Annotated in this window: 21 protein-coding genes; 15 read left to right on the top strand and 6 right to left on the bottom strand. The window is 61.1% G+C overall.

All coding sequences use genetic code 11. The features are described from left to right. The first annotated feature begins 38 nt into the window (after positions 1-38). Positions 39-785, top strand: coding sequence for a CAF17-like 4Fe-4S cluster assembly/insertion protein YgfZ (gene ygfZ, locus UB90_RS17505; RefSeq protein WP_065325698.1), 747 nt, complete (start codon positions 39-41; stop codon positions 783-785). 134 nt (positions 786-919) lie between these two features. Next, entirely contained in the window at positions 920-1,486 is a 567-nt protein-coding gene (locus UB90_RS17500) for an invasion associated locus B family protein (protein WP_065325697.1), read from the top strand. Between the two features lie 166 nt (positions 1,487-1,652). On the opposite strand, the gene efp is transcribed toward UB90_RS17500, so the two are convergent. Further along, complete coding sequence (gene efp / locus UB90_RS17495; protein ID WP_039982969.1) at positions 1,653-2,216, bottom strand: elongation factor P; 564 nt, start codon at positions 2,214-2,216, stop codon at positions 1,653-1,655. A gap of 226 nt (positions 2,217-2,442) precedes the next feature. On the opposite strand from efp, the gene UB90_RS17490 reads away from it, so the two are divergent. Then, complete coding sequence (locus tag UB90_RS17490) at positions 2,443-2,760, top strand: DUF6280 family protein (protein WP_005613937.1); 318 nt, start codon at positions 2,443-2,445, stop codon at positions 2,758-2,760. A gap of 217 nt (positions 2,761-2,977) precedes the next feature. Then, positions 2,978-4,444 carry a cobyric acid synthase gene (locus UB90_RS17485; RefSeq protein WP_065325696.1) on the top strand — a complete coding sequence of 489 codons (1,467 nt, stop codon included), beginning with the start codon at positions 2,978-2,980 and terminating at the stop codon, positions 4,442-4,444. 196 nt (positions 4,445-4,640) lie between these two features. Here UB90_RS17485 and UB90_RS17480 read toward each other — a convergent pair whose 3' ends face one another. The 4 genes from UB90_RS17480 to UB90_RS17465 all read right to left on the bottom strand — a co-directional run bounded on the left by UB90_RS17480 (position 4,641) and on the right by UB90_RS17465 (position 8,906). Continuing rightward, positions 4,641-6,008: a hypothetical protein gene (locus UB90_RS17480; RefSeq protein WP_065325695.1), complete on the bottom strand. Its 1,368-nt coding sequence runs from the start codon at positions 6,006-6,008 to the stop codon at positions 4,641-4,643. 75 nt (positions 6,009-6,083) lie between these two features. Then, entirely contained in the window at positions 6,084-7,505 is a 1,422-nt protein-coding gene (locus UB90_RS17475; protein ID WP_065325759.1) for a TolC family outer membrane protein, read from the bottom strand. Positions 7,506-7,649: 144 nt separating this feature from the next. Further along, complete coding sequence (locus tag UB90_RS17470) at positions 7,650-8,303, bottom strand: protein-L-isoaspartate O-methyltransferase family protein (protein WP_065325694.1); 654 nt, start codon at positions 8,301-8,303, stop codon at positions 7,650-7,652. A gap of 309 nt (positions 8,304-8,612) precedes the next feature. Continuing rightward, the gene (locus UB90_RS17465) at positions 8,613-8,906 is read right to left on the bottom strand and encodes a TraR/DksA family transcriptional regulator (protein WP_065325693.1); all 294 of its coding nucleotides are present in this window, start codon (positions 8,904-8,906) and stop codon (positions 8,613-8,615) included. A 314-nt stretch (positions 8,907-9,220) separates the two neighbouring features. Here UB90_RS17465 and UB90_RS22590 point away from each other — a divergent pair, with 314 nt between their 5' ends. After that, entirely contained in the window at positions 9,221-9,358 is a 138-nt protein-coding gene (locus tag UB90_RS22590; protein WP_009176605.1) for an entericidin A/B family lipoprotein, read from the top strand. A gap of 34 nt (positions 9,359-9,392) precedes the next feature. On the opposite strand, the gene UB90_RS17460 is transcribed toward UB90_RS22590, so the two are convergent. Continuing rightward, positions 9,393-9,575, bottom strand: coding sequence for a hypothetical protein (locus UB90_RS17460; protein ID WP_005650801.1), 183 nt, complete (start codon positions 9,573-9,575; stop codon positions 9,393-9,395). A gap of 90 nt (positions 9,576-9,665) precedes the next feature. Between UB90_RS17460 and UB90_RS17455 the strand changes: the two genes are divergently transcribed. From UB90_RS17455 to UB90_RS17415, 10 genes are all read left to right on the top strand, one after another. Next, positions 9,666-12,875: a DUF1983 domain-containing protein gene (locus tag UB90_RS17455; RefSeq protein ID WP_131818791.1), complete on the top strand. Its 3,210-nt coding sequence runs from the start codon at positions 9,666-9,668 to the stop codon at positions 12,873-12,875. After that, positions 12,872-13,255 carry a hypothetical protein gene (locus tag UB90_RS17450; protein ID WP_065325691.1) on the top strand — a complete coding sequence of 128 codons (384 nt, stop codon included), beginning with the start codon at positions 12,872-12,874 and terminating at the stop codon, positions 13,253-13,255. Before UB90_RS17455 ends, UB90_RS17450 begins: the two co-directional genes overlap by 4 nt. Beyond that, positions 13,255-15,126 carry a tail fiber domain-containing protein gene (locus tag UB90_RS17445; protein WP_065325690.1) on the top strand — a complete coding sequence of 624 codons (1,872 nt, stop codon included), beginning with the start codon at positions 13,255-13,257 and terminating at the stop codon, positions 15,124-15,126. Before UB90_RS17450 ends, UB90_RS17445 begins: the two co-directional genes overlap by 1 nt. A gap of 175 nt (positions 15,127-15,301) precedes the next feature. Beyond that, entirely contained in the window at positions 15,302-15,520 is a 219-nt protein-coding gene (locus UB90_RS23325; protein WP_074712540.1) for a Com family DNA-binding transcriptional regulator, read from the top strand. Further along, entirely contained in the window at positions 15,477-15,659 is a 183-nt protein-coding gene (locus UB90_RS17440; RefSeq protein ID WP_065325758.1) for a hypothetical protein, read from the top strand. The genes UB90_RS23325 and UB90_RS17440 overlap by 44 nt, the downstream gene beginning before the upstream one ends. Further along, positions 15,656-16,738, top strand: coding sequence for an ABC transporter ATP-binding protein (locus UB90_RS17435; RefSeq protein ID WP_065325689.1), 1,083 nt, complete (start codon positions 15,656-15,658; stop codon positions 16,736-16,738). Before UB90_RS17440 ends, UB90_RS17435 begins: the two co-directional genes overlap by 4 nt. A gap of 793 nt (positions 16,739-17,531) precedes the next feature. Beyond that, entirely contained in the window at positions 17,532-18,035 is a 504-nt protein-coding gene (gene mraZ / locus UB90_RS17430; protein ID WP_074712538.1) for a division/cell wall cluster transcriptional repressor MraZ, read from the top strand. Positions 18,036-18,038: 3 nt separating this feature from the next. Beyond that, positions 18,039-19,028, top strand: a complete 990-nt coding sequence (gene rsmH / locus UB90_RS17425; protein ID WP_065325688.1) for a 16S rRNA (cytosine(1402)-N(4))-methyltransferase RsmH — start codon at positions 18,039-18,041, stop codon at positions 19,026-19,028. Continuing rightward, positions 19,028-19,375, top strand: coding sequence for a cell division protein FtsL (gene ftsL, locus UB90_RS17420; RefSeq protein WP_039982713.1), 348 nt, complete (start codon positions 19,028-19,030; stop codon positions 19,373-19,375). Before rsmH ends, ftsL begins: the two co-directional genes overlap by 1 nt. Further along, complete coding sequence (locus UB90_RS17415) at positions 19,372-21,153, top strand: peptidoglycan D,D-transpeptidase FtsI family protein (protein WP_065322715.1); 1,782 nt, start codon at positions 19,372-19,374, stop codon at positions 21,151-21,153. Before ftsL ends, UB90_RS17415 begins: the two co-directional genes overlap by 4 nt. Positions 21,154-21,164: the final 11 nt, after the last annotated feature.

Here is a 21,164-nt window from a genome sequence, read left to right as displayed (position 1 = left end):
TTTTGCAGACCGCGCAAACACCCCAATGGGAGACGTACATGGCCGACCGCCGCATCTTTCGCCTGCATGGACCGGACACCCACAGCTTTCTTCAGGGGCTGGTCACAAATGATATCAATCGGTTAGAAGACGGTCTGGTTTATACGGCGATCCTGACCCCGCAGGGCAAATACCTCGCGGATTTCTTTCTCGCCCCCGAGGGCGAGGCGGTGCTGCTGGATGTGGCCGATGATCTGGCAGATGATCTTCTGAAGCGGCTCAAGATGTATAAGCTGCGCGCGAATGTCACCATCGACGAGACCGACCTGAAGGTGAGCCGCGGCACCGGGGACGCCCCCGCCGGTGCCCTGACGGACCCGCGCCACCCGTCACTCGGCTGGCGTCTTTATGGCGATGTGGCAAGCGATGACGGCAGCGACTGGGATGCAATCCGGGTGGCGCATGTGATCCCGGAAACCGGCATTGAGCTCACGCCCGACAGCTATATCCTTGAAGTGGGCTTTGAGCGTCTCAACGGCGTTGATTTCCGCAAGGGCTGCTATGTCGGTCAGGAGGTCACCGCCCGTATGAAACACAAAACCGAGCTGCGCAAAGGTCTGACACAGGTTGAGATCGACGGCGCTGTGCCGGTGGGCGCGCAGATCACCGCAGCTGGCAAACCGGTGGGCCAGGTTCTGACCCAATCCGGCGGCAAGGCGATTGCGTATCTGCGCTTTGATCGTGCCAAGGGCGCGCTGGAGGCCGAGGGCACCGCGCTGCGCTGGCCAGAGGCCCCCACAGACTGAGGCAATTGTTTAACCCTTGGTCGTTAGTCTTGCGCGTACTGGCCACCTAGTCGCGACACTGGCGCGCTCAGAGCAGCACACAGGTTCGCGCACAGGGTCAGAAACAGGGCCGGGCAGACAACAAGGGACACGGGATGACACGATTTTTTCTGACGGCACCGCTAATCGCTGCATCTGCTTTGATCGCACCAGCCGCGCACGCACAGGATTATTGGGAATACGGCGACTGGCGCGTCATCATCACCGAAGAGGACACCGGCGAAGACCTTCGCCGCATTTGCCACGCTTTGACTGGCGGGGACGGGATGCCGACGCTGCGTCTGGAAATCAGCAATGGCGACGCAGGGCCGCCACATGGTTTTCCAACGCCAACCTATTTCTCCAGCGCACCACGTGGCCACCGCACCCAGATTGGCAATGCCCAGGGTGTGGCCTTTGTGTTCGACCAGCAAGGGGTGTTCTTTGGCGTTGCCGAGGGCGGCTTTGACGACGATGGCATCGCATGGGTATCTGCCACACCGCGCTGGCAGGATGTGAAAAACGCGCTCTTGTGGATGAAAGCGGCCTCTCATATGGAGGTGCGCGCCTTGGACGCCTATCGCGCCAGCACCCAGACCTATGTGGCCTCGATGAACGGGTTCACCGCCGCCTATGGCAAGATGATGGACAGCTGCGGCCATTCCGTAGAGATCCCGCGCTGATCCAGATCCGAGGGGGCTCCCGCCCGTCTCGGGTCCATTAAAATGCCCCCTCCCCCGTTGGGCCCGGCGCCGCTGCGCGGCGTGCGCTGTCCTGCACAATGCGCAGAAAAAAGCCCCGGCCCCGCAGGATGCAGGACCGAGGCTTTGCAATAAAACTCTGCGCGGTTCAGGCGCGTTCGGAATATTCCATGGTCTCGGTGTTGACGACGATCATCTCGTCCTGACCCACGAAGGGCGGCACCATGACCTTGACGCCGTTATCAAGGATCGCCGGTTTAAAGGAGTTCGCAGCCGTCTGGCCTTTGACCACCGGCTCGGTCTCGACAATCTTGCAGGTCACTTTCTGCGGCACGGTCGCATTCAGCGCCTCAGCCTCGTAGAATTCCACCACAATGGTCATACCGTCCTGCAGGAACGGACGGCGATCGCCCAAAAGATCGGCAGGCAATTCGATCTGCTCGTAGGTTTCGGTATCCATGAACACCAGCATCCCATCTGTCTCATAGAGGAACTGCTGGTCTTTTTGCTCCAGACGTACGCGCTCGACCTTGTCGGCAGACCGGAACCGCTCGTTCAGTTTGGAGCCGTTGCGCAGGTTGCGCAGCTCGACCTGAGCAAACGCGCCCCCCTTGCCCGGCTTCACATGATCGACCTTGACCGCAGCCCAGAGGCCGCCGTTGTGCTCCAGAACATTGCCGGGGCGGATTTCATTGCCGTTGATCTTGGGCATGGAAAACTCTTTCAGGTGGTTGATGACAGCTTGAACACCCCTATATCCGGCAGGTGTAAGGCTGGCAAGATGACGATATATCGTGTCTGACGGATAGGTGACCGCGAAATAGGCATGCACAAGATGCATAAAAGATATGCATCTTTGGGGTACCCGAATCGTCACAATTCCGCCATAAGGAGCGTCACGCCGAAAATGCAATAGCAAGAACAACAAAGGAAACGAGATGCGAGATTTCGTTGACGGCACCGCATACAATAACGAACAGGGCAACCGAGCACGCAAGCTGTTTGCGGCGGTTGTACTGGCTGCACTGGATGATGCCATTGCTGACGACAAAAAATACGGCAACGGCCCCGAGCAGATCGCCCGCTGGGCACGTTCGCGCGATGGGCGCGAAGTATTGACCTGCGCAGGCATCGACCCCAACGAACGTGTGGTCGAAGGCCTGATGGATTTCGTTGGTCGCGGTGTACGGACCTCTGTCGCGCTGTCGCGCGAAGAAAGTGAACGTCGTAACGCGGCGCAGGCCGAAGCGGCCTGAACGCTAAAATAAGCTGCCAAGCTTGAACGAAAAGCGCGTCCCTGGGGGGCGCGTTTTTCTTTTTGGGGGTTTGCTATTGCCTACGCCCCGCCCCAACGGCACCGACAGATCCCCACCCCGTGCCAACCTGCGCCAACCTGCGCCAACCTGTGCGATTGACCTTTGGCCTCTGGCATTGCAACCCTCGCCACAGACCGACAGCAAAAAAGACACCCAAATGACCACCAAGGCCCTCATGATCCAAGGCACCGGCAGCAATGTCGGGAAATCCATGCTGGTGGCGGGGCTGGCGCGCGCCTTGCGCCTGCGCGGGCTCTCAGTTGCGCCGTTTAAGCCGCAGAACATGTCCAACAACGCCGCCGTGACCGCTGACGGGGGTGAGATTGGCCGAGCACAGGCGCTACAGGCCCGCGCGGCGGGGCTCGCGCCGCACACAGACATGAACCCGGTGCTCTTGAAGCCTGAAACCGACACGGGCGCACAGGTGATCGTGCAGGGCAAACGGCGCGGCACCCGCGCGGCGGGGTCGTTTATGCGCGACAAGGCGGGGCTGCTGGAGGCCACACTGGAGAGCTTTCACCGCCTCGCCGCCCAGCATGACATTATCCTCATTGAGGGCGCAGGCTCCCCGGCAGAAACCAATCTGCGCAAGGGGGACATCGCCAATATGGGCTTTGCCGAGGCCGCAGGCGTGCCGGTGGTCCTGGTGGGTGACATCCACCGTGGCGGCGTGATCGCGCAGATCGTCGGCACCCATACGGTGCTGGACGCAAACGACCGCGCGCGTATCAAAGCCTTCGCCGTCAATCGCTTTCGCGGCGACCTCAGCCTCTTTGATGGCGGGCGAGACGACATTGCGCGCTGGACCAGCTGGCCCTCGGTGGGCGTGGTGCCGTGGTTTTGGGATGCGTGGAAACTGCCTGCCGAGGATATGATGGATATCGCCTCACACGCGGGCGGAGCCTGCAAGGTGGTGGTGCCGCAACTGGAACGGATGGCGAATTTCGACGACCTCGACCCGCTCGCCGCTGAGCCCTCCGTCACCGTTGAGATCATTCCCCCCGGCCGCGCCCTGCCCGGCGATGCGGATCTGGTGCTGATCCCCGGCTCCAAATCCACCATCGGGGATCTGGCTTACTTGCGCGCGCAGGGCTGGGACATCGACATCCTCGCCCACCATCGGCGCGGCGGTCATGTGCTGGGACTGTGCGGCGGCTATCAGATGCTCGGCCAGACCATCGACGACCCCGACGGCGTCGATGGGCAGCCGGGCAAGGTCGCGGGGCTTGGCCTTCTGGATGTGCATACGGTGATGGCCGGCGACAAACGCGTCACCCTGAGCGACGCGCGCACGCTTGCGGGCGATCTGCCCGTGTCTGGCTATGAGATCCACATGGGCCGCACCACCGGTCCGGATTGCGCCCGCGCGTGGCTGACGCTGGAGGGGCGCGCGGAGGGTGCGACCTCCGCCGATGGCCGCGTGCGCGGCTCTTACCTGCACGGGTTGTTTGCCTCGGATGCATTTCGCGCCCGCTTCCTTGCCGACCTCGGCCACCAGTCCGACATTGGCTATGACGCAGGTGTGGAGGCCACGCTGGATGCGCTGGCCGCCCATCTGGAGCGCTACATGGATATCGACCGCCTGCTGGAACTGGCGGAACCGATCCCCGCCCGCCCGCGCTAAACACCCTGCCTGCGTTAGCCAAAACACCCGCACCAAGACGCACCCGCAGCGGGCGCCAGCCCGCTGCCCGGCCCAACCAGACGGCGGGTTTTCGCAGAAAACATGCCGGATGGGCGGGAGCGCCCCCGCCGTTACTCAGAAGAGTGCAGCACCACGCTTAATGTTTTGAGTTAATGGTGAAGTCTCGCGCGCCGCGTCAGAGCAGCTCTTGCGTCGCCAAGGCGCGCTGGATCTCGCGGCGCACCAGCTTGCGCACGTTGCGGGTGATCCGCTCGCCAAGCGCCCCCTGCAACTCTTCCCGCACGATGTCAGAGACCAGCTCGCGCAGACCTTCCTCATCAAGGAAATCCTCATGCGCCGCCAGCCGGTCCATCGCGGCCTCCGTCAGCGCATCCCCCGCCATCTCACGCGCGTTTCCCGCCACCGAATCGCGGGCCGAAGCAAAGGATGCACCACCGGACGCCTCTTCCTGATGATCTTCCCACTGGATGGTCTCAACCGTGGGGCCACTATGGGGCACCGCTTCGATCTCATCCTCATTGATGTCCGGAACGCGGCGGCTGCTTTGGTCTGCGGCCTCCGGCTCGGCACGCCCAGCGGTTTCAAGCTCGGCAATCCGGCGCACCACGGCAGCCACGCGAGAGCTTTGTTCCCGCTGCATATTCTGCGGCTCTGCAGAGGTGGGCTGTTCGGCTTGTGCGGTACCGGGCTCCAAACTGTCATAGAGCCGCGCCTCCGGGTCGCGCCAAGGTGCATCATCCCCTGCCGCACCATCCGCTGCCGTATCATCAGCCGCGACCTCATTCAGCGCCCTATCCGCGACAGCTGCCGGGGCCTCGGGCCTTTCTGTTTCAGGGAAGCGCGGCGCGCTTTTGGTGTTCAGCAGGATGGGCGCGCTGCGCTCGGATTCCTCAAACGTCTGAGCCTCGGCGTCGTCCACATTGACAAATGGGGCCTCAGCGACGGGCTCATTCTGTTGGAAACTGTCGACCATGGCCGCTTCTGACGGGGCGGTTCTGACCAATTCCGGCTTGCGCGGCGCATCAACCGGCGCGCTGGCCCGAAACAGCACGCGGCTGGGTTCCTGCGCAGATGTCTCGTCACCTGCCTCACCCGCCTGCTCTGGGGCAGCCCGCTCAGGGGACACGCCCTGAGGATTCAGCGGCCCGGACGTCGCAGCTTCATCGCGATGCGGCTCGCCTTGCGGATCTGCAGTGTCAGTTTGTGTGGTGAGTTTGTCTGTCGCCGTCCCGTTGCGCGCGGTCCCATTGACCTGCGGCATCACCGGCTCTTGGGGTTGCTCTGGTGCAGCATCAAACGCGGCATCACGCGGCGTGACTGCATCAGAGTGAGGCGCCCCGCCATGCTGCACCGCATCATGTTTCGCCGCATCAGAACGCGCGACCTCAGCTTCGGGCACCCGCAGCGCCGGTGTCAGCACCAGACGCGTTGCGGGTTTGGCTGCAGGACGCGCAGGTTCCTCCGCCCGCCCAGTCTCACTGACCAGGCGACGGATGGAGGATAGGACGTCTTCGATTTCTGCGTGCGTAACGGGTTCAGACATTTTTATTGGCCAAGCTCACCTCTTACGGCAAGTGTAGCCAGCTTGCCCGCATCACACAACAGCAACGTCAGATTTTCAGTTCTTTCTCAGAGCCTTGAGAACACGGTCCAAATCCTGCCCGCGTTTGGTCACGAAGGCCGGGGCGGACCGGACCTGATTGTGATAGATCTCAGGGTCATAGCGTTCCACAGCCAGGTTCAGGTTCTCTGCGGTCAACAGCCCCTGCGCCTGCAGCAACTGATAGGCCGCCAGGGCCTGATTGGCGCGCGCCGACAAACGGGCGGTCTGCGCATCCAAAAGCTCCTGCTCGGCTTGCAACACGTCCAGCGTGGTGCGCGACCCCAGCGTGGCTTCCTCGCGGATCCCGTCAAAAGCCACCTGCGCCGCACGCACCCGCTCATTAGAGGACACAAGGCTCGCCGCCGCCGTGTCAAACGCGGTATAGGCACTTGCGGCATTGCTGGAAATGCTGCGCTGGACCGAAAGGAGCGAGCCGCGCTCTGCATCCACACGCGCCAGATCGGCGCGCCGCGCGGCAGCCAGCCCGCCGCCCGCATAAAGGGTCTGGTTCAGCGAAAGGCCCAGATCAAAGTTGTCAGAGGTTCCGTCAGTGCCGCGCACCTCACCATGAGACGCGCTCGCCGTGAACTTCACATTCGGCCCCATGTCGCGCAAGGAACTGTCAGCCGTCAGCTGCGCCGCTTTCACCGAATGCTGCTGTGCCCGCAGGCTCGGGTGACTGCGCAGCGCCCGCGCCTGCGCATCAGACAGGCTGGCGGCACGACGCGGCAATGGCGGATAAGAGGCCACCGCGCCCGGCGCGCGTCCCACGACTTCTTCATAGGTGGCACGGGCGGTCAGCAATGCGCCGCGCGCATCCGTCAGATTGGCGCGCGCCTCTGCCACTTGGCTTTCAGCAAGCGCCACGTCGGTGCGGGTCACTTCCCCCACCTCAAAACGGTCATTGGCCGCGCGCAGCTCTTCTTGCAGCAGACGCAGGTTGTTCTGGCGTAGCGCCACAATATCTTGTTGGGTCAAGACGTTGACATAAGACTGCACCGCCGCGAACAGCACTTGCTGCTCCACATCCAGCAGGGTCTGACGGGTCGCCAGCACGGTTTCCTGCGCCGCCGCCCGATCAAGCTGGGTGGCCCCGTTATCAAACAGCAGCCACTCCATACCCACCCGAAGCGTCGCGCCGGTGTTGTGGTTGGAGCTTGCGCCCAATGCGCCAAGTCCGGTGCGGTTATAGTCCCGCGCAATCCCGAGCGTCGCGGTCACCACGGGGCGCAACTTGGCAACCGTGGCCGCAACCCCTTCATCCGCAACCCGCAAAAGCGCGCGGTTTTGTTCCAAAAGGCCACTGCTGGTATAGGCGCCGATCATTGCATCGGTCACATTGTCTGCCCGTGCCTGCGGTGCGCTCACCACGGCGGTGGCAAGGACGCCGATAGCAGCAAAAGCCCTGATCCGCTTTGTTTTCAGTATTCGTTGCATCCTGTCGCCTCGATGTCTTGTGGGGTTTTTTGCCCCGTTATCAATCTCGTTTGCGCCAAACATATGTGAACGTCACATCTATTTGAAAAGAGCCTATCTTGCTTATCTGACCGAAAAGACAGGAGCGCGACAGGATGGCCTGCGTCAGAGCGAAAAGACTTCCGGCTTGGCAAAGCCGGGCAACACGGGTGCCCCCGCATTAAATTCAAAGCGCCAAGACACGCGACCGGCACTCTTATATCCTACCTTAACTTCGCCCAACGCGCCACTCATGAACAACGCCGCGATACGTCCGCCGTCTTTGAGTTGCGCCAAAAGCTCATCCGGCACCTCTTCGACGCCGCCTTCAATGAGGATCACATCATAGGGACCATGCTCGGCGGCCCCCTCGGTCAGCACTCCTTGATGCACGATGGCATTGTCGGCGCTGCTGTTGCTGAGGGTCTCTTGCGCCTCAGCGGCGAGGCTTTCGTCTTCCTCGACCCCGATCACCATCTGTGCCAGCCGCGCTACCACAGCGGTGGAGTATCCAAGCCCGCAGGCCACATCCAGCACCAGCTCATCCTGCCGCACATCCAGCGCATCCAGCATTTTTGCCAAGGTGCGCGGCTCAGGCACCACGCGCCCGTCGCTCAGGGGCACCGATTGGTCTGCATAGGCAACCTCGCTTTGCGAATCCGGCACGAAGTTTTCGCGCGGAATGGCAAGCAGGGCTTCGATGATCGGGTATTTGGTCACATCCGCCGGGCGGATCTGGGTGTCTACCATCATGCGGCGGCGGTCGGAGAAATCAGTCATCTGCTAAACTCATATGGTCAGGCATTCGCATGGGTTTTGCCACATCACCACCTGCGCGGCAACGGCCCCGATGCACAATGGCTAAGGTTTAACGAACCTGTTGCCCGCACTCTGCTGTCGTCGCGGTGAAATCGCGCGCCCATTGCCACATGCGCCCGCTTTCAAATCGTGGCCCTGCCCGACCCCGATATATCCCCGAAAGATTGAGACCTTCTGTGTTGTGAAATGCACCTTATGAACACATAGCCCGGCATGATGCCTTCGCCTCACGCCAGGCTCCGCCTCAATTTTGGTGCTCGTCCTGCCGCCTCAGGCGGAGCAGGATTCGCAAAAGGGTATTTCGGGATGCGCCCGCAGTTGCTCCGGCGCGATATCGGCGCCACAAATCCGACAATAGCCGTATTCCCCGGCCTTCAGACGGTCCAATGCGGTCAAAATCGCCCGCATTTCCCGCCCCGCCAACGTCGAAGCTCTGCTTCCCCGCCCGGCAATCTGCGCCTCACTCGCACGCGCAAGGGCCGATAACCCCTGCCCCGCGAGCATTCCGGCCGAGAGTGCGCTCAGCCGGGTTTCGAGACATTTCTTCTGAACATTGAAATCCATCGTCTCTCCTCGCAAACAGTTGTCTTTTGATTTGGGGCTGGCCTTCACGCAAACAAGTGCAACGCCCCTCCCCAAGGGCAGCCAAGCGAAAATTCGCCATCTTGCAATGCAACGAATCCCCCGCTCACCACCGGTATAATACCGCGTCAACGCAACCTAAGGGCGATAAAGAAGCGACAAATTTATGCTGCAATTGCACAGAATGCAGCGCGCGCCGCCTTGTCTTCGCTCTTGCCATTTTCGAAAACATCGGGAATTTTCATCAGATCAGACGCCGCCCTCTCGCGGCACCGCACCGCGATGGAGACCCGCCCATGATCCGCCCTCTGCTCCTGACCCTTGTGATCTTCGGCCTTGCCGCCTGTGAGACCACCAAAGGCGCAGGCCGTGACCTGCAAAAAGCCGGAGAGGCGATTTCAGGCACGGCCCAAAACGTGCAAAACGCGCTCTGACGTCACGACCATCACAGCGCGCCGCTGCCCCGGCTCACCCGCCATAAAGCTTGCGCGCAACGATCGCACTGACTGGCACCGCCAGCACAAAGCCCACCACAGCCGCGATCAGGATCGTCCAGATCGTGGAATACCCCATCACCAGCGCGGCAATGACGGCGCTGCCACCCAGCGTGGAGCCGATAAAGATGTGCAAGATCAGGGCCAAGCGAAGCATTTCGAAACCTCATATTTAATGTGACGCGCGTTTGCATATGCTCATGCGCAGCAAGGCCCTGTTTCGTCTTTGATCTAAGTCAGATGAGCAGTGCAGAGACCTCAGCGCAATACCACCGCGCATAGTCATCTGGTGAACTGGCGCGGCGGCGCTGCCGACCGGCCATGGACCCCCGACCACATCCTGACCGGCACTTGCTATGCGGTGCTTTACTTCTATCGGCGCGATCATCTTTACCCCAGCGGCGTGCCCAGATACGCCTTTGAGCTGGATGGCCCGCCGCTCTATGACATCCGCAAAGACAGCACCGTGGGCGGCAACGGATCGCACCGTTTCAATGATCCGGCAAGCTGGGATCAGACCGCCAATCCCCTGGTCATTGCCTACAATGTCCTGCGCGGCATCGCCCTACCGAGTGGCGATATCTGGGGCGGCGGGTTTCCGGCTGAAGACCTGCCCTATACCGAGTGGGCCGAGGCCATGGACGCCTGCGATATTGGCATTGAAGGGGTTGGCCGCGCGCAGTTTGAAGCCGGGTTTGAAGTCAAGTTTGAAGAGGCCCCCGCCGACTTTCTGGAAGAGTTGTTTTCCGCCGCGAATGCCCAGATCGTCGAGACCGGCGGCTATTGGTATCCGATTGTCGGCAGCGCCACCGCCGCCTCGGCCACGATTTCCGATGATGATGTTCTGATCTCGCAGGCGTGGCAGCACGACCCTTTTCCCGGCCTTGAAAACACCTTTAACGCGGTCACCACGACCTACACCAGCCCGGCCTCTTTGTGGGAGGCCTCCACGCTGGAAACCATCGTCAAAGACGAGTGGGTCGCAGAGGATGGCCGCCAGAAGCTCTTCGAGCTGAACCTGCCGATGGTCTACATCGCCGAACAAGCGCGCCAGCTCACCGATGCGCTCTTGCGGGAAAACCGCCGGTTTCGGACCCACCGCCTGCCCCTGCCCGGTGAATACGCCCGCCTGCGTCCGCTGCAGAATGTGCATTTGAGCCTTCAGGACTACGGCTACGACGCCAAGACCTTCCGCATCACCGAGGCGGCCTATGACCTGCAGACGCTGAACGTTTCCCTCTCGCTGCGCGAAACCGACCCGACAGACTTTGACCCGGATCCGGCGCTGGAGCTGCCAGAGACACCGCACCCGACCGGCCCGATCCCGGTGACCGACGCGGGCGTTGTCGGCTTGGCCGTTGCCGGTGAGACCATCACGGCAGCGGATGGCAAGGCCCATGCGCCCGCAATCCGCATTGTCTGGGACGGTCGGCTATCTGACACCTGCACCGGCCTGACCTTCCAGATCCGCGTGCAGGGGCGGCCTGAAGCCGAGGCCGATACCGTCAGCACCACCAATGTCGCGGGGGGCAACTACCGCCACCACCCGGTGCAGCCGAATGCTGACTATGAAGTACGCGGCAAAGCCATCGCACCCACGCGGCAGACCAAGTGGTCTGGGTGGCTGCCCGTCACAACGCCTGATGTGCGGATCAATCCGGGGGCACTGGACGATGACGTCTGGGACGCGGTTGGGGATGAGGCCGCAAGTGTTGCCGCCGCCCTCGATGATGATCTGGTCATCAATGAAATCCAGCCGCTGAAACGCGAGGTGGATCTGCGCACCGCGGAACAGCGCACCGTGTCCGAGGCAGTTGCCATGATTGGCGATCAGGTGCTGTGGGTGACGACACAACTGTCCGAGGTGGATGGCAAGTTCGCAGACGCCGGGATCGTGACAGATCCAGAAACCGGCAAGGTGCGAATTTATGCGCTTGAGCAAGAGGCAGAGCGCATCAGCGAGGCTGAAATCCGCCTGAGCGCCGCTGAGGCCAGTATCGCCCTTTCTGCCACGCAAGCATGGGTGCGCGGTCAGATCACAGAGGCGCTGCTGGACCCAAGCCAGCTCCCGCTGGTCGAGGATCTGCAATTGCAGGTCAACCAAGTGGAGGTGGAGCTGGACGCGATCAATGGGACCCTGAAGGAAACGGCCACGCAGACCGTTGTCGATGGGCTGATCACGCGCCTTTCCACCGCCGAGACCGAACTGGATGCCGCGCAACAGGCCATCAGCCTCAAGGCCGAACAGACGCAGCTAGAGACCTTGCAGGGCCGCGTTCAGACCGCAGAACAAGTGCTCAGCGCCTTTGATGGGCCGCAGCTTACCCAGACCGTCGCAGACACGCGCTACCTTCTGGCCGCCGATGAGGAAGCCGCAGAGCAGACGCTGGCAAGCCTCTTGCAGGCTCACGCCGATGGTGAACGCATCCGCCAAGACATCGCCTATGCGACCGAGGATCTGCGGGCAAAAGTGACCGAGGACCGCGAGGCCTTCGCGATCCGGTCTGTGCAGATTGGCGCGTCTATCGACAATGCGATGGCGCTCATCGAGCAGGAAAGCCTCGCCCGCGCGTCTCAGGGCGAGGCCCTTGCCGCATCACTGAACACGCTCACCACAACGGTCGGTGAAAACACCGCAACCGTGCAAACCCTCTCGGAGAGTGTCGACGGTATCTCAGGGCGGCACATGCTGCGCGTGAACGTGAATGGCGTTGCCACTGGCATGGTGATCGCAGCGGAGGCGGGCGACGATGGCGCGGTCAGCAGCTCTGTTGCCTTTGCCGCCGATAGCTTCACGATTTCCGCGCCGGATGGATCATCCCTCACCGTGCCGTTCTCGGTCTTTACCGTGGGGCGCACGATTGACGAGATCTATTACCCGCCCGGCGTTTACATGGAGGACATCTATGTCCGCAGGGCCATCATCGGGCGCGCGGACATCCACACCGCCAACATCGCAGAGGGTGCGATTACCAACAATTTCGCGGCTTTTGCCGGGTCCGATTTCTACCTGTCCTCAAGCTACCAAGAAGTGCTCGCAATCGACAATGTGGAGTGCTCCGGCAACACCATGTCGCTGCAGGCGAATATTCAGGTCGATGGGGCCTCGGCCATAGAGATCGAGGTGCGCGTCAATGGTGCGCCTCAGCGTGTCTTCACGGTCAGCGCCGGGATCTTCATGCAGCAGCAGAGCTACCCAGTAGGGTTTACTGCACGCGGCAGCACATATGTCGGTGAGGGCGGCGGATGGGTCAACATCTCAGTCAACGGCACCGCATCTGCGCATATTGTGCCGACGCCGATTTTCTACGCCGACCTGAAAACCATCATGATGACAGTCACGCCGGGTGAGGGAACGCATCGGGTCTCTCTGCATGCCCGCCTGAAGGCGGGAAGCATGTCGGCCTCCGCGCATGTCTTCAATCGCTTTCTGCAAGTTGAGGAAACCAAACGATGAGCAAAGAGATTTCCGTTTACTCCAAACAGACCGGCGCAATCCTTCGCGCTCTGGATGTGCCCGAGACCTATACGCCGGTTGACGACGACGAGACCGGCTATCTCGACGGCAAGCACTCGGACGTCACGCACTATGTGCCCGGCGGCGTGCTGCAAGAGCGACCCAAGATGAGCCTGTCGATCAGCGGCGCATTCGTCTCTGAAATCCCGGCAGAGGCCGTGGTGCAAATCAACAGCTCCGACTTGCCCGTATCCGTCACCGAGTTCTCGCTCGCACAATCCGGCATTGCGGCTGGCAGCACCGTGCAGGTGCGTGTCCGCCTCTGGCCTTACCAAACTGAAAACTTCGAACTTTCTGTCCCTGAAGAGGAAAATCAATAATGGCTTGGGTATCATCAGGCACGGTCACTGTGACCAATGGCAACGCCACCGTCACCGGCGCGGGCACCGATTGGTTTGGCGCGATGCAAAACGGCTGGGGCTTTGTCGGCCCGGACGGGCGGGTCTATGAGATCCTGACCGTCGATAGCGCCGACACCATCACGCTCAAGGCGCCTTATCAGGGTTCTACAGCAGCGGGACAGGCATATGCGGTCTTCCCCACCGGCTCGCATAACCTCGACCTTGCAGCGGCACTGCAGGAACTTCTGGGCAACTATCAGGGTTTTTATAACACCGTGGGTCAGGGGCGGTTTACAGGCGACATTGTGTTTGACGCAGACCGCGACACTGGCATGGGCAATCCGTCCTCCAATGAGGTGGGGTTGAAGGCGGGCGATGAGTGGCAATTGCGCTTGAAGGGCGGGAAGGCTTCAGGCGCTGCGGTGCAGGCGAGCCTCTCAGATGCGACTGAAGATAAACTCATGAAAGTGGGGGCGTTTGGTTTGGGCGGCGTTGCGTTAATTCCCCCGAACAACGATCTTAATGATATTGGAGCGACAACTGGCCTTTGGCGTGGCGGGGAAGCTGGGATTGCAAACAGCCCACCAGCCGGTCCTGTTGTCGTACAGCACCTTGTACGCTCAGCCGATGCTTACGTGCAGATCGCTGTGACGAGAGGACATGAAGCTCAACAAATATTTGCACGCCATAAGACCCAGACCTACGGTTGGTCGGATTGGGAAAAGGCTATCATTGTCAACAGCGCGGGCGTCACGCCTGACAACATTGAAATTCGCAACTCTGGCCCGTACCTGAACCTTACTGACGCTGATAGCGGCGTGAAGCATACCCTGAGCGGCAACAGCACCGGTGGTCACCTCTACGCAAAAATTGACCCGGCATCCAACGCATCGAACCCAAAGCTGTTGATTGAGGTTCAGGCCACGCGCCCGCTAGAGATTGGCAAAGATGACATAAAGTTTAACGTGCCGATTGGTAGTTACCTTGGCATTGGTCAGGCGGCCACTTCGCCGGTAAACGCCCTACACATTCGAGGATCAAGCGCCAACGATAGCCGGATAAGATTGCAGCGTGATGACATTATTGGTTCCGTTGGAATTGTGTCATATGACTTGTTGCTGGAAGGTAGAGGCTCCACGGGTACTGACGGCGGGGTAAGTTTCTATACCGGGGGAACGCACGCGGCTCGCATAACACCTGATGGCACGTTTCGACCGGGTTCTGACGGTGTACAAAACTGTGGTTTCCCCTCGTATCGGTGGGATGTTGTCTACGCCGCAACAGGTACAATCAACACGTCCGACGCGTGTACCAAGACCGACATTCAGGACTTGGATGCTGCCGAGCGCCGTGTGGCCGTGGTCGCAAAAAGCCTGCTAAAAAAATACCGCATTCGTGACGCTGTGGCCGAGAAAGGCGACGCGGCCCGCTGGCACTTCGGTATCATTGCCCAAGAGCTCGCAGCCGCCTTTGAGGCCGAGGGTCTGGACCCGTGGCGCTATGGCGTTCTGTGCTGGGATGAATGGTGGTCTGCAATGGTCGAAATCCCCGCCGAGACCGCGCCCATCATGGAAGAGGTGGAGGAAGAGATCACCCACACCGTGACAGTTGAGGAGCCGGTGCTGGATGCCCGAGGTGAGCCGACCGGCGAAGTTCAGCAGGTCGAAAAAGAAATGGTCGTGCTTGTGAAAAAACAAGTGGAGACCGGCGAACTGGAGACCCTCATTGAAGCCCGCACAGAGCTGCAAACCTTCGCCAGCGCCGAGGAAGCCCCGGAGGGGGCCGAGTACCACGACCGGCAAGGCGTGCGCTATGACGAGCTGTTCGCCTTTATTCTCGCTGCGATTTAAGGGCCTTTGAGGGGGCTTAAACGCCCCTTCAAAGGCTTCACAGTAGCGGAGGGCAGACGGGCGCAAGCGCCAATCTGCACGGGGCCAACATTCTCACACGCGACCCCGCCGACCAGCTCACGCTTCATGGCCGCCTCCTGTCCTCGAGGACGGCGCTTTCATGGAGTGATTCCAGTTGCAACTACAAGAGCAACGTTGTGGTGCATGCCGCAAACTGCTATTCAAATTTGAACCCGGCGCATTGTCTGGGGTGCTATCGATCAAGTGCCCCCGGTGCCGGTCTCACCTAGAATTGAGGCCCTTGAGCCCTTCACCAGAACGCCCAGAGCGTGATGGAAAGGACGGGCAAAGTGCCCAAATCCAAAGACATTCCCCTGCCCCCACTTCCCGCTGATACCCACGGGAAACCAAAGGGAAACCGCTATAAGCGCCAGTTCGGCGTTATTGTCATTGTCAAAGATGAGGCGGCGCAGATCGCCCTCTTTGATCGGCTGACCGCAGAAAGCCTCAAGTGCAAGGTGGTGAACACATGACCCAGATCACGGTTCACCACCGCTCGCCTTTGCCCAACACCTATCGGGCCGCGCGCGTGTCCAGTCTCTTCAATGTCGAAGGCGACGCAGATTTCAAAATCTCACTGGAAGCCCCGCTAAAGGACCGCCCTTGGCAGATCGGCCTGATCAAAGGCCCCTCGGGATCTGGCAAGAGTTCCATTGCCCGTGCGCTCTTTGGTGCGCGCCGCCTCAAATGCGCCAACCGCTGGCCGGGCAAAGGGGCCATCGTGGACGAGATCACGCCGGGCGGGTCGTTTGATGCGGTGACCGCTGCCCTCTCGGCTGTGGGCCTTGGCTCTGTGCCCTCATGGCTGCGGCCCTATGCGGCGCTCTCCACCGGCGAGAAATTCCGCGCCGATCTTGCCCGCGTCCTGTGCGAGCGCCCCGGTCTCTTTGTGATGGATGAGTTCACCTCGGCCATTGACCGTCGCGTGGCGACCATCGCCGCCGGGGCCTTTGGCAAAGCGTGGCGGCGCGGACCGGGCCAGTTTGTGGCCGTGGCCTGCCATGATGACGTGGAAGACTGGCTGCAGCCGGATTGGGTGATCGATACCGGACGCGGCGGCGAATTTGCATGGAGGCGTCTTCGACGATGCCCCAGCCTTGAGGTCGAAATCCACCAAACCGACGGCTCCCATTGGCCCACCTTTGAGCCGCATCACTACCTGAAAACCAATAATGTGATCGCTGGGAGCTTCTATCTCGCCCGCGCCGAGGGGGTGGATGTGGCCCATCTGGCGGTTACGCCCCGCCCCGGCCTGCGCGAGGCGCGCGCCTGCCGCTTTGTTGTTTTGCCAGAGTGGCAGGGCTTGGGGATTGGGCTGCGGTTTCTCACTGAGGTTGCCGCCCTGTGGCGGCGCGGCGTCAACCGGTTTGAGCGCCCGATGCCCACCCTGATCAACACATCGCATCCGGGCCTGTGCCGCCGGTTGCGCGCGCATGATCAGTGGATGCAGACCTCATGCCTTCTGTACGGCGGGGCAAGAAAGCAGGTCGGGCTGAAGGGTGGCATGGCGGGGCACTTGCGCGCCGTGCAGGGGTTTCGCTACATCGAATGAAACCGCGCTTAAACGCCCCTTCAATCCCACTTCAGCCCAAAATCTGGTTGCTGTAAAAAAGTCCGTAAATCACTGCAAAAAAGTCCGTCACGCTACAGCAAAAAAGTCCGTCACGCTACAAACAGCCACAATGGGAAACCACGGCACCCCTGCTGATGGGAAATCATGGGCGGTATGGGAAACCATGGTCCAAGCATAGCTCCCAGCGAAAACGAATCACATCAAACCATGGGATTCAGGGTTTTTTGCACCCAATCCTGCCAAAAGATGAGAACATAAGAGAAACAAAATCCACCTGCCTGCTTTCAACAGAAAGAAATGCGGGAAAATAGGGGAAGTTTTTCGCGGCAACAATGAGGCATATATATGGTGTGGGTGCGCGACCATGACCCCACATCCTGCAAAAATCCTCTTTTGAGCCCTTGAACAGCTCCGCAAGATGCGACTCAACGCACCGATTCTTACAAGAAATCCTCAAAAATCCCTTGCAGTCCCATGCATTCCCAGAGTATCCCTAATTCATCGGATGAAGACGGAGAGCACGGGGCACAAAACGACCCCAACGTCAAAATACGGCAGGTTTCATACAGGCCTTCGCTTTCATCACAAAGAGAGATCCGGCGCGCGGGCGAGCAGACATCCCCCCAGGTGGCGCGCGCAGTCGGACACCCCGCACAGCGGGTCAAGGTGGCGGGTTGATCAGTGGCAGCGGATCAACCCGCCCCTTTTAGTTTCAGGCCCCGCGTTCAGGAGGAACCGGGGAAAAGCGCGGGACGCGAGAAAGGGCGGCACATTGGGTCGCAGGTTCAGAGGCGAGAGCCACCATAAGGTGGACAGCAAGGGGCGGGTGTCTATCCCGGCCTCTTTTCGCCGTGTGCTTGAGGCCTCTGATCCGAACTGGCAGCCCGGTGACGCCCCCGAACTGGTGATCGTCTACGGCGATCAGCGCCGCCAATACCTTGAATGCTACACCATGGAAGCCATTGAAGAGGTCGACGCCAAGATCGCCGCCCTGCCCCGTGGCTCCAAGGGCCGCAAGATTCTTGAGCGCATGTTCAACGGTCAATCGCTGCCGACCACCGTGGACGAGACGGGCCGCCTTGTGCTGCCTGCAAAACTGCGCCAAAAGATCGATCTCGATGGCGAGGCCTTCTTTATCGCCTCTGGTGACACCTTCCAGATCTGGAAGCCCGAGACCTACGAAGAGGTCGAGATGGCCGAAGCCGAGAAGATGATGGAAGACCTGCCCGAAGACTTCGACCCCCTTGAATTCCTAGACGGCGCCGGAGGCGCATAACCCATGACGGACCGCACCGCTGCTCCCTCCGGTCCCCATGTTCCTGTCCTGCTGAAACCGCTTCTGGAGGCGGTGGCGCCGGTCACGGGCCGCTGGCTTGATGGCACTTTCGGCGCCGGAGGCTACACCAAGGGCCTCTTGGCGGCGGGTGCCGATCAGGTCATTGGCGTTGACCGTGACCCGCTGGCCTTCGAGATGGCGCAGGATTGGGCGGCGGAGTATGGCGCGCGCCTGGTGCTGCAACAGGGCGTGTTCTCGCGCATGGATGAATACGCCTCTGATCTGGATGGCGTGGTGCTGGACCTTGGGGTGTCGTCGATGCAGCTGGATCTGGCGGAGCGCGGTTTTTCCTTTATGAAGGACGGCCCGCTGGATATGCGCATGTCGCAAGATGGCCCCTCGGCCGCGGATCTGGTGGCAGAGCTCACCGAGGTGCAACTAGCTGATATCCTTTATAGTTTTGGCGAAGAGCGCGCCTCGCGCCGGATTGCCAAGGCGATCGTGCGGGAACGCGCGCTGGAGCCGATCACCACCACCCTGCGTCTGGCCGAGATCATCGAGAGCTGCCTGCCACGTCCCAAACCCGGCCAGTCCCACCCCGCCACCCGCAGCTTTCAGGCGCTGCGCATCGCGGTGAATGGCGAATATGAGGAACTGATGGGCGGGCTCTTGGCCGCAGAACGCGCGCTTAAACCCGGCGGGCTGCTGGCGGTTGTGACCTTCCATTCGGTCGAGGACCGCATGGTCAAACGCTTCTTCCAGCACCGCGCCAATAAGACCGGCAATGCCAACCGTTTTGCGCCCGCAATGGAAGAACAGCCCAGCCAGTTTGAGCTGGTGACCCGCAAGGCCGTTGGCCCCGACAAGGACGAGCTGGCGCAAAACCCGCGCTCGCGCTCGGCCCTGTTGCGCGTGGGGCGGCGCACCGATGCCGCTCCGGTGGAGATCACCGCCAAAGAGCTGAGCATGCCGCAGTTGAAAGAGACGCGCTGATGAGAACCCTTGCCTATATGATGACGATCCTCGCGGTCTTTGGTCTGGCGTTCTGGGCCTACCGCGAGAATTACGCCACCCAGCAGGTGCTGAAGGAAACGCGCGTTTTGCGGGGCGAGATTGCCTCTGCTCAGGTACGTCTAAGCGTGCTGCGTGCGGAATGGGCTTATCTCAACCGTCCCGACCGCCTGCGTGATCTGGCGGAACTGAATTTTGAAAGCCTCGGCCTTCTGCCCCTGCGCCCGGAGCAATTTGGCCGCGTGGATGAGGTCTCCTTCCCGCCCTCCGGTCTGGTGATTGAAGAGGGCGTCGAAGTGTCGGCCTATGGACAGGAAGCAGACGAATGATCCGCACGCCACTGCGCCCCCTCGCCCGTATTCTGCCCGCCCGCGCCCGTGGCGAGAACCCCGACCTGATCGAGCGCGAAAACATCGCCCAGCGTCACAGCGACATGGAAGCCCGCGCCCGGACCCGCGCGGAGGGCCGCCTGCTTGTGCTCGCGGCGTTCTTTGTCTGCGCCTATGTGGCGATTGGCGGGCGTATGGCGGTGATGGCCACATCGGAACCTGCTGAGCCCGTCTCGGTCGGGGGCAGCGCCATTGCCAACCAGCGCGCCGATATTGTGGACCGTGAGGGCCGCATCCTTGCCACCAATTTTGAGACCTTCTCGCTCTATGCGCAGCCACCGCAAATGGTCGATCCGCTGGATGCCGCCGACAAGCTGGTGTCGATCTTCCCCGATCTGGACCGCGAACGCCTCGTTAAGGACTTCACAGGAAGCCGTAAGTTCCTGTGGATCAAAAAGAAAATCAGCCCAGAGCAGATGCAGGCGGTGCATGATATTGGCGACCCCGGCCTGATGTTCGGCCCGCGTGAGATGCGCCTTTATCCCAATGGCAAGCTGGCCTCCCATGTGCTGGGTGGGGCCTCCTTTGGCAAAGAAGGCGTAAATGCCGCCGAGGTGATCGGCGTTGCAGGTGTGGAAAAGCAATTCGACGACTACCTGCGCGACCCTGCCAATGGCGGCAAGCCGCTGGCCCTGAGCCTTGATCTGTCTATTCAGGACGCCACCGAAGAAGTGCTTTACGGTGGCATGAAACTGATGAACGCCAAGGGTGCGACTTCGATCCTGATGGATGTCTACACAGGCGAGGTGATCTCGGTTGCATCGCTGCCCGATTTTGATCCCAACGAGCGCCCGCGCCCGCCCACCTCTGGCTTTGATCCGTCGGAAAGCCCGCTGTTCAACCGCGCGGTTCAGGGGGTCTATGAGCTGGGCTCCACCTTCAAGATCTTTACCGCGGCGCAAGCGATGGAGCTGGGGTTGGTCAATCCGGACACCATCATCGACATTCGCGGTCCGCTGCGCTGGGGCAAGTTCTCCATCCGCGATTTCAGCAACTACGGCAAAGAGTTGTCGGTGACACGCATTATCGAGAAATCCTCGAACATCGGCACCGCGCGCCTTGCCCAGCAGATCGGCACCGAACGCCAGCGCGCTTTCCTTGACCGTCTTGGTATGCTCAAGGCAACGCCGTTTGAGATCGTCGAAGCCTCTGGCGGCCAGCCTTTGCTGCCCAAGAACTGGTCGGAGCTTTCGACCATGACCATCTCTTATGGCCACGGTATTTCCACCACGCCAATGCATCTGGCGGCGGGCTATGCGGCGCTTGCCAATGGCGGGCGTCTCGTGCAGCCCACGATCCTGAAACAGAACGGCCCTCAGATGGGCGAGCGCATCGTCAGCGAAGACGTCGCGCGCGCCTCGCTCGATATGCTGCGCGGCGTTGTCAGCAGCGGCACGGCCTCGATGGCGGATGTGTCCGGCTATAGCGTCGGCGGCAAGACCGGCTCTGCCGATAAGCCCAAGCCGATGGGTGGCTATTACAAAGACAAGGTGATCGCCACCTTTGCCGCCGTCTTCCCCACCGATGAGCCCAAATATGTGCTGATCGTGACGCTGGACGAGCCGGAGATCATCGCCCTCGACAAGGACCGCCGCACCGCGGGTTGGACGGCTGCCCCGGTGGCCGGCGAGATGATTGCGCGTCTCGCGCCGCTCCTTGGCCTCAGACCGCAGATTGAACCTGCCCCTGTCACTGGTGTAACCCTCACCTCAAATTAACAGGTGGGGAC

This window comes from Tritonibacter mobilis, from assembly GCF_001681715.1.
Lineage (GTDB): Bacteria > Pseudomonadota > Alphaproteobacteria > Rhodobacterales > Rhodobacteraceae > Epibacterium > Epibacterium mobile.
This window is presented reverse-complemented; position numbering and strand designations above follow the sequence as displayed.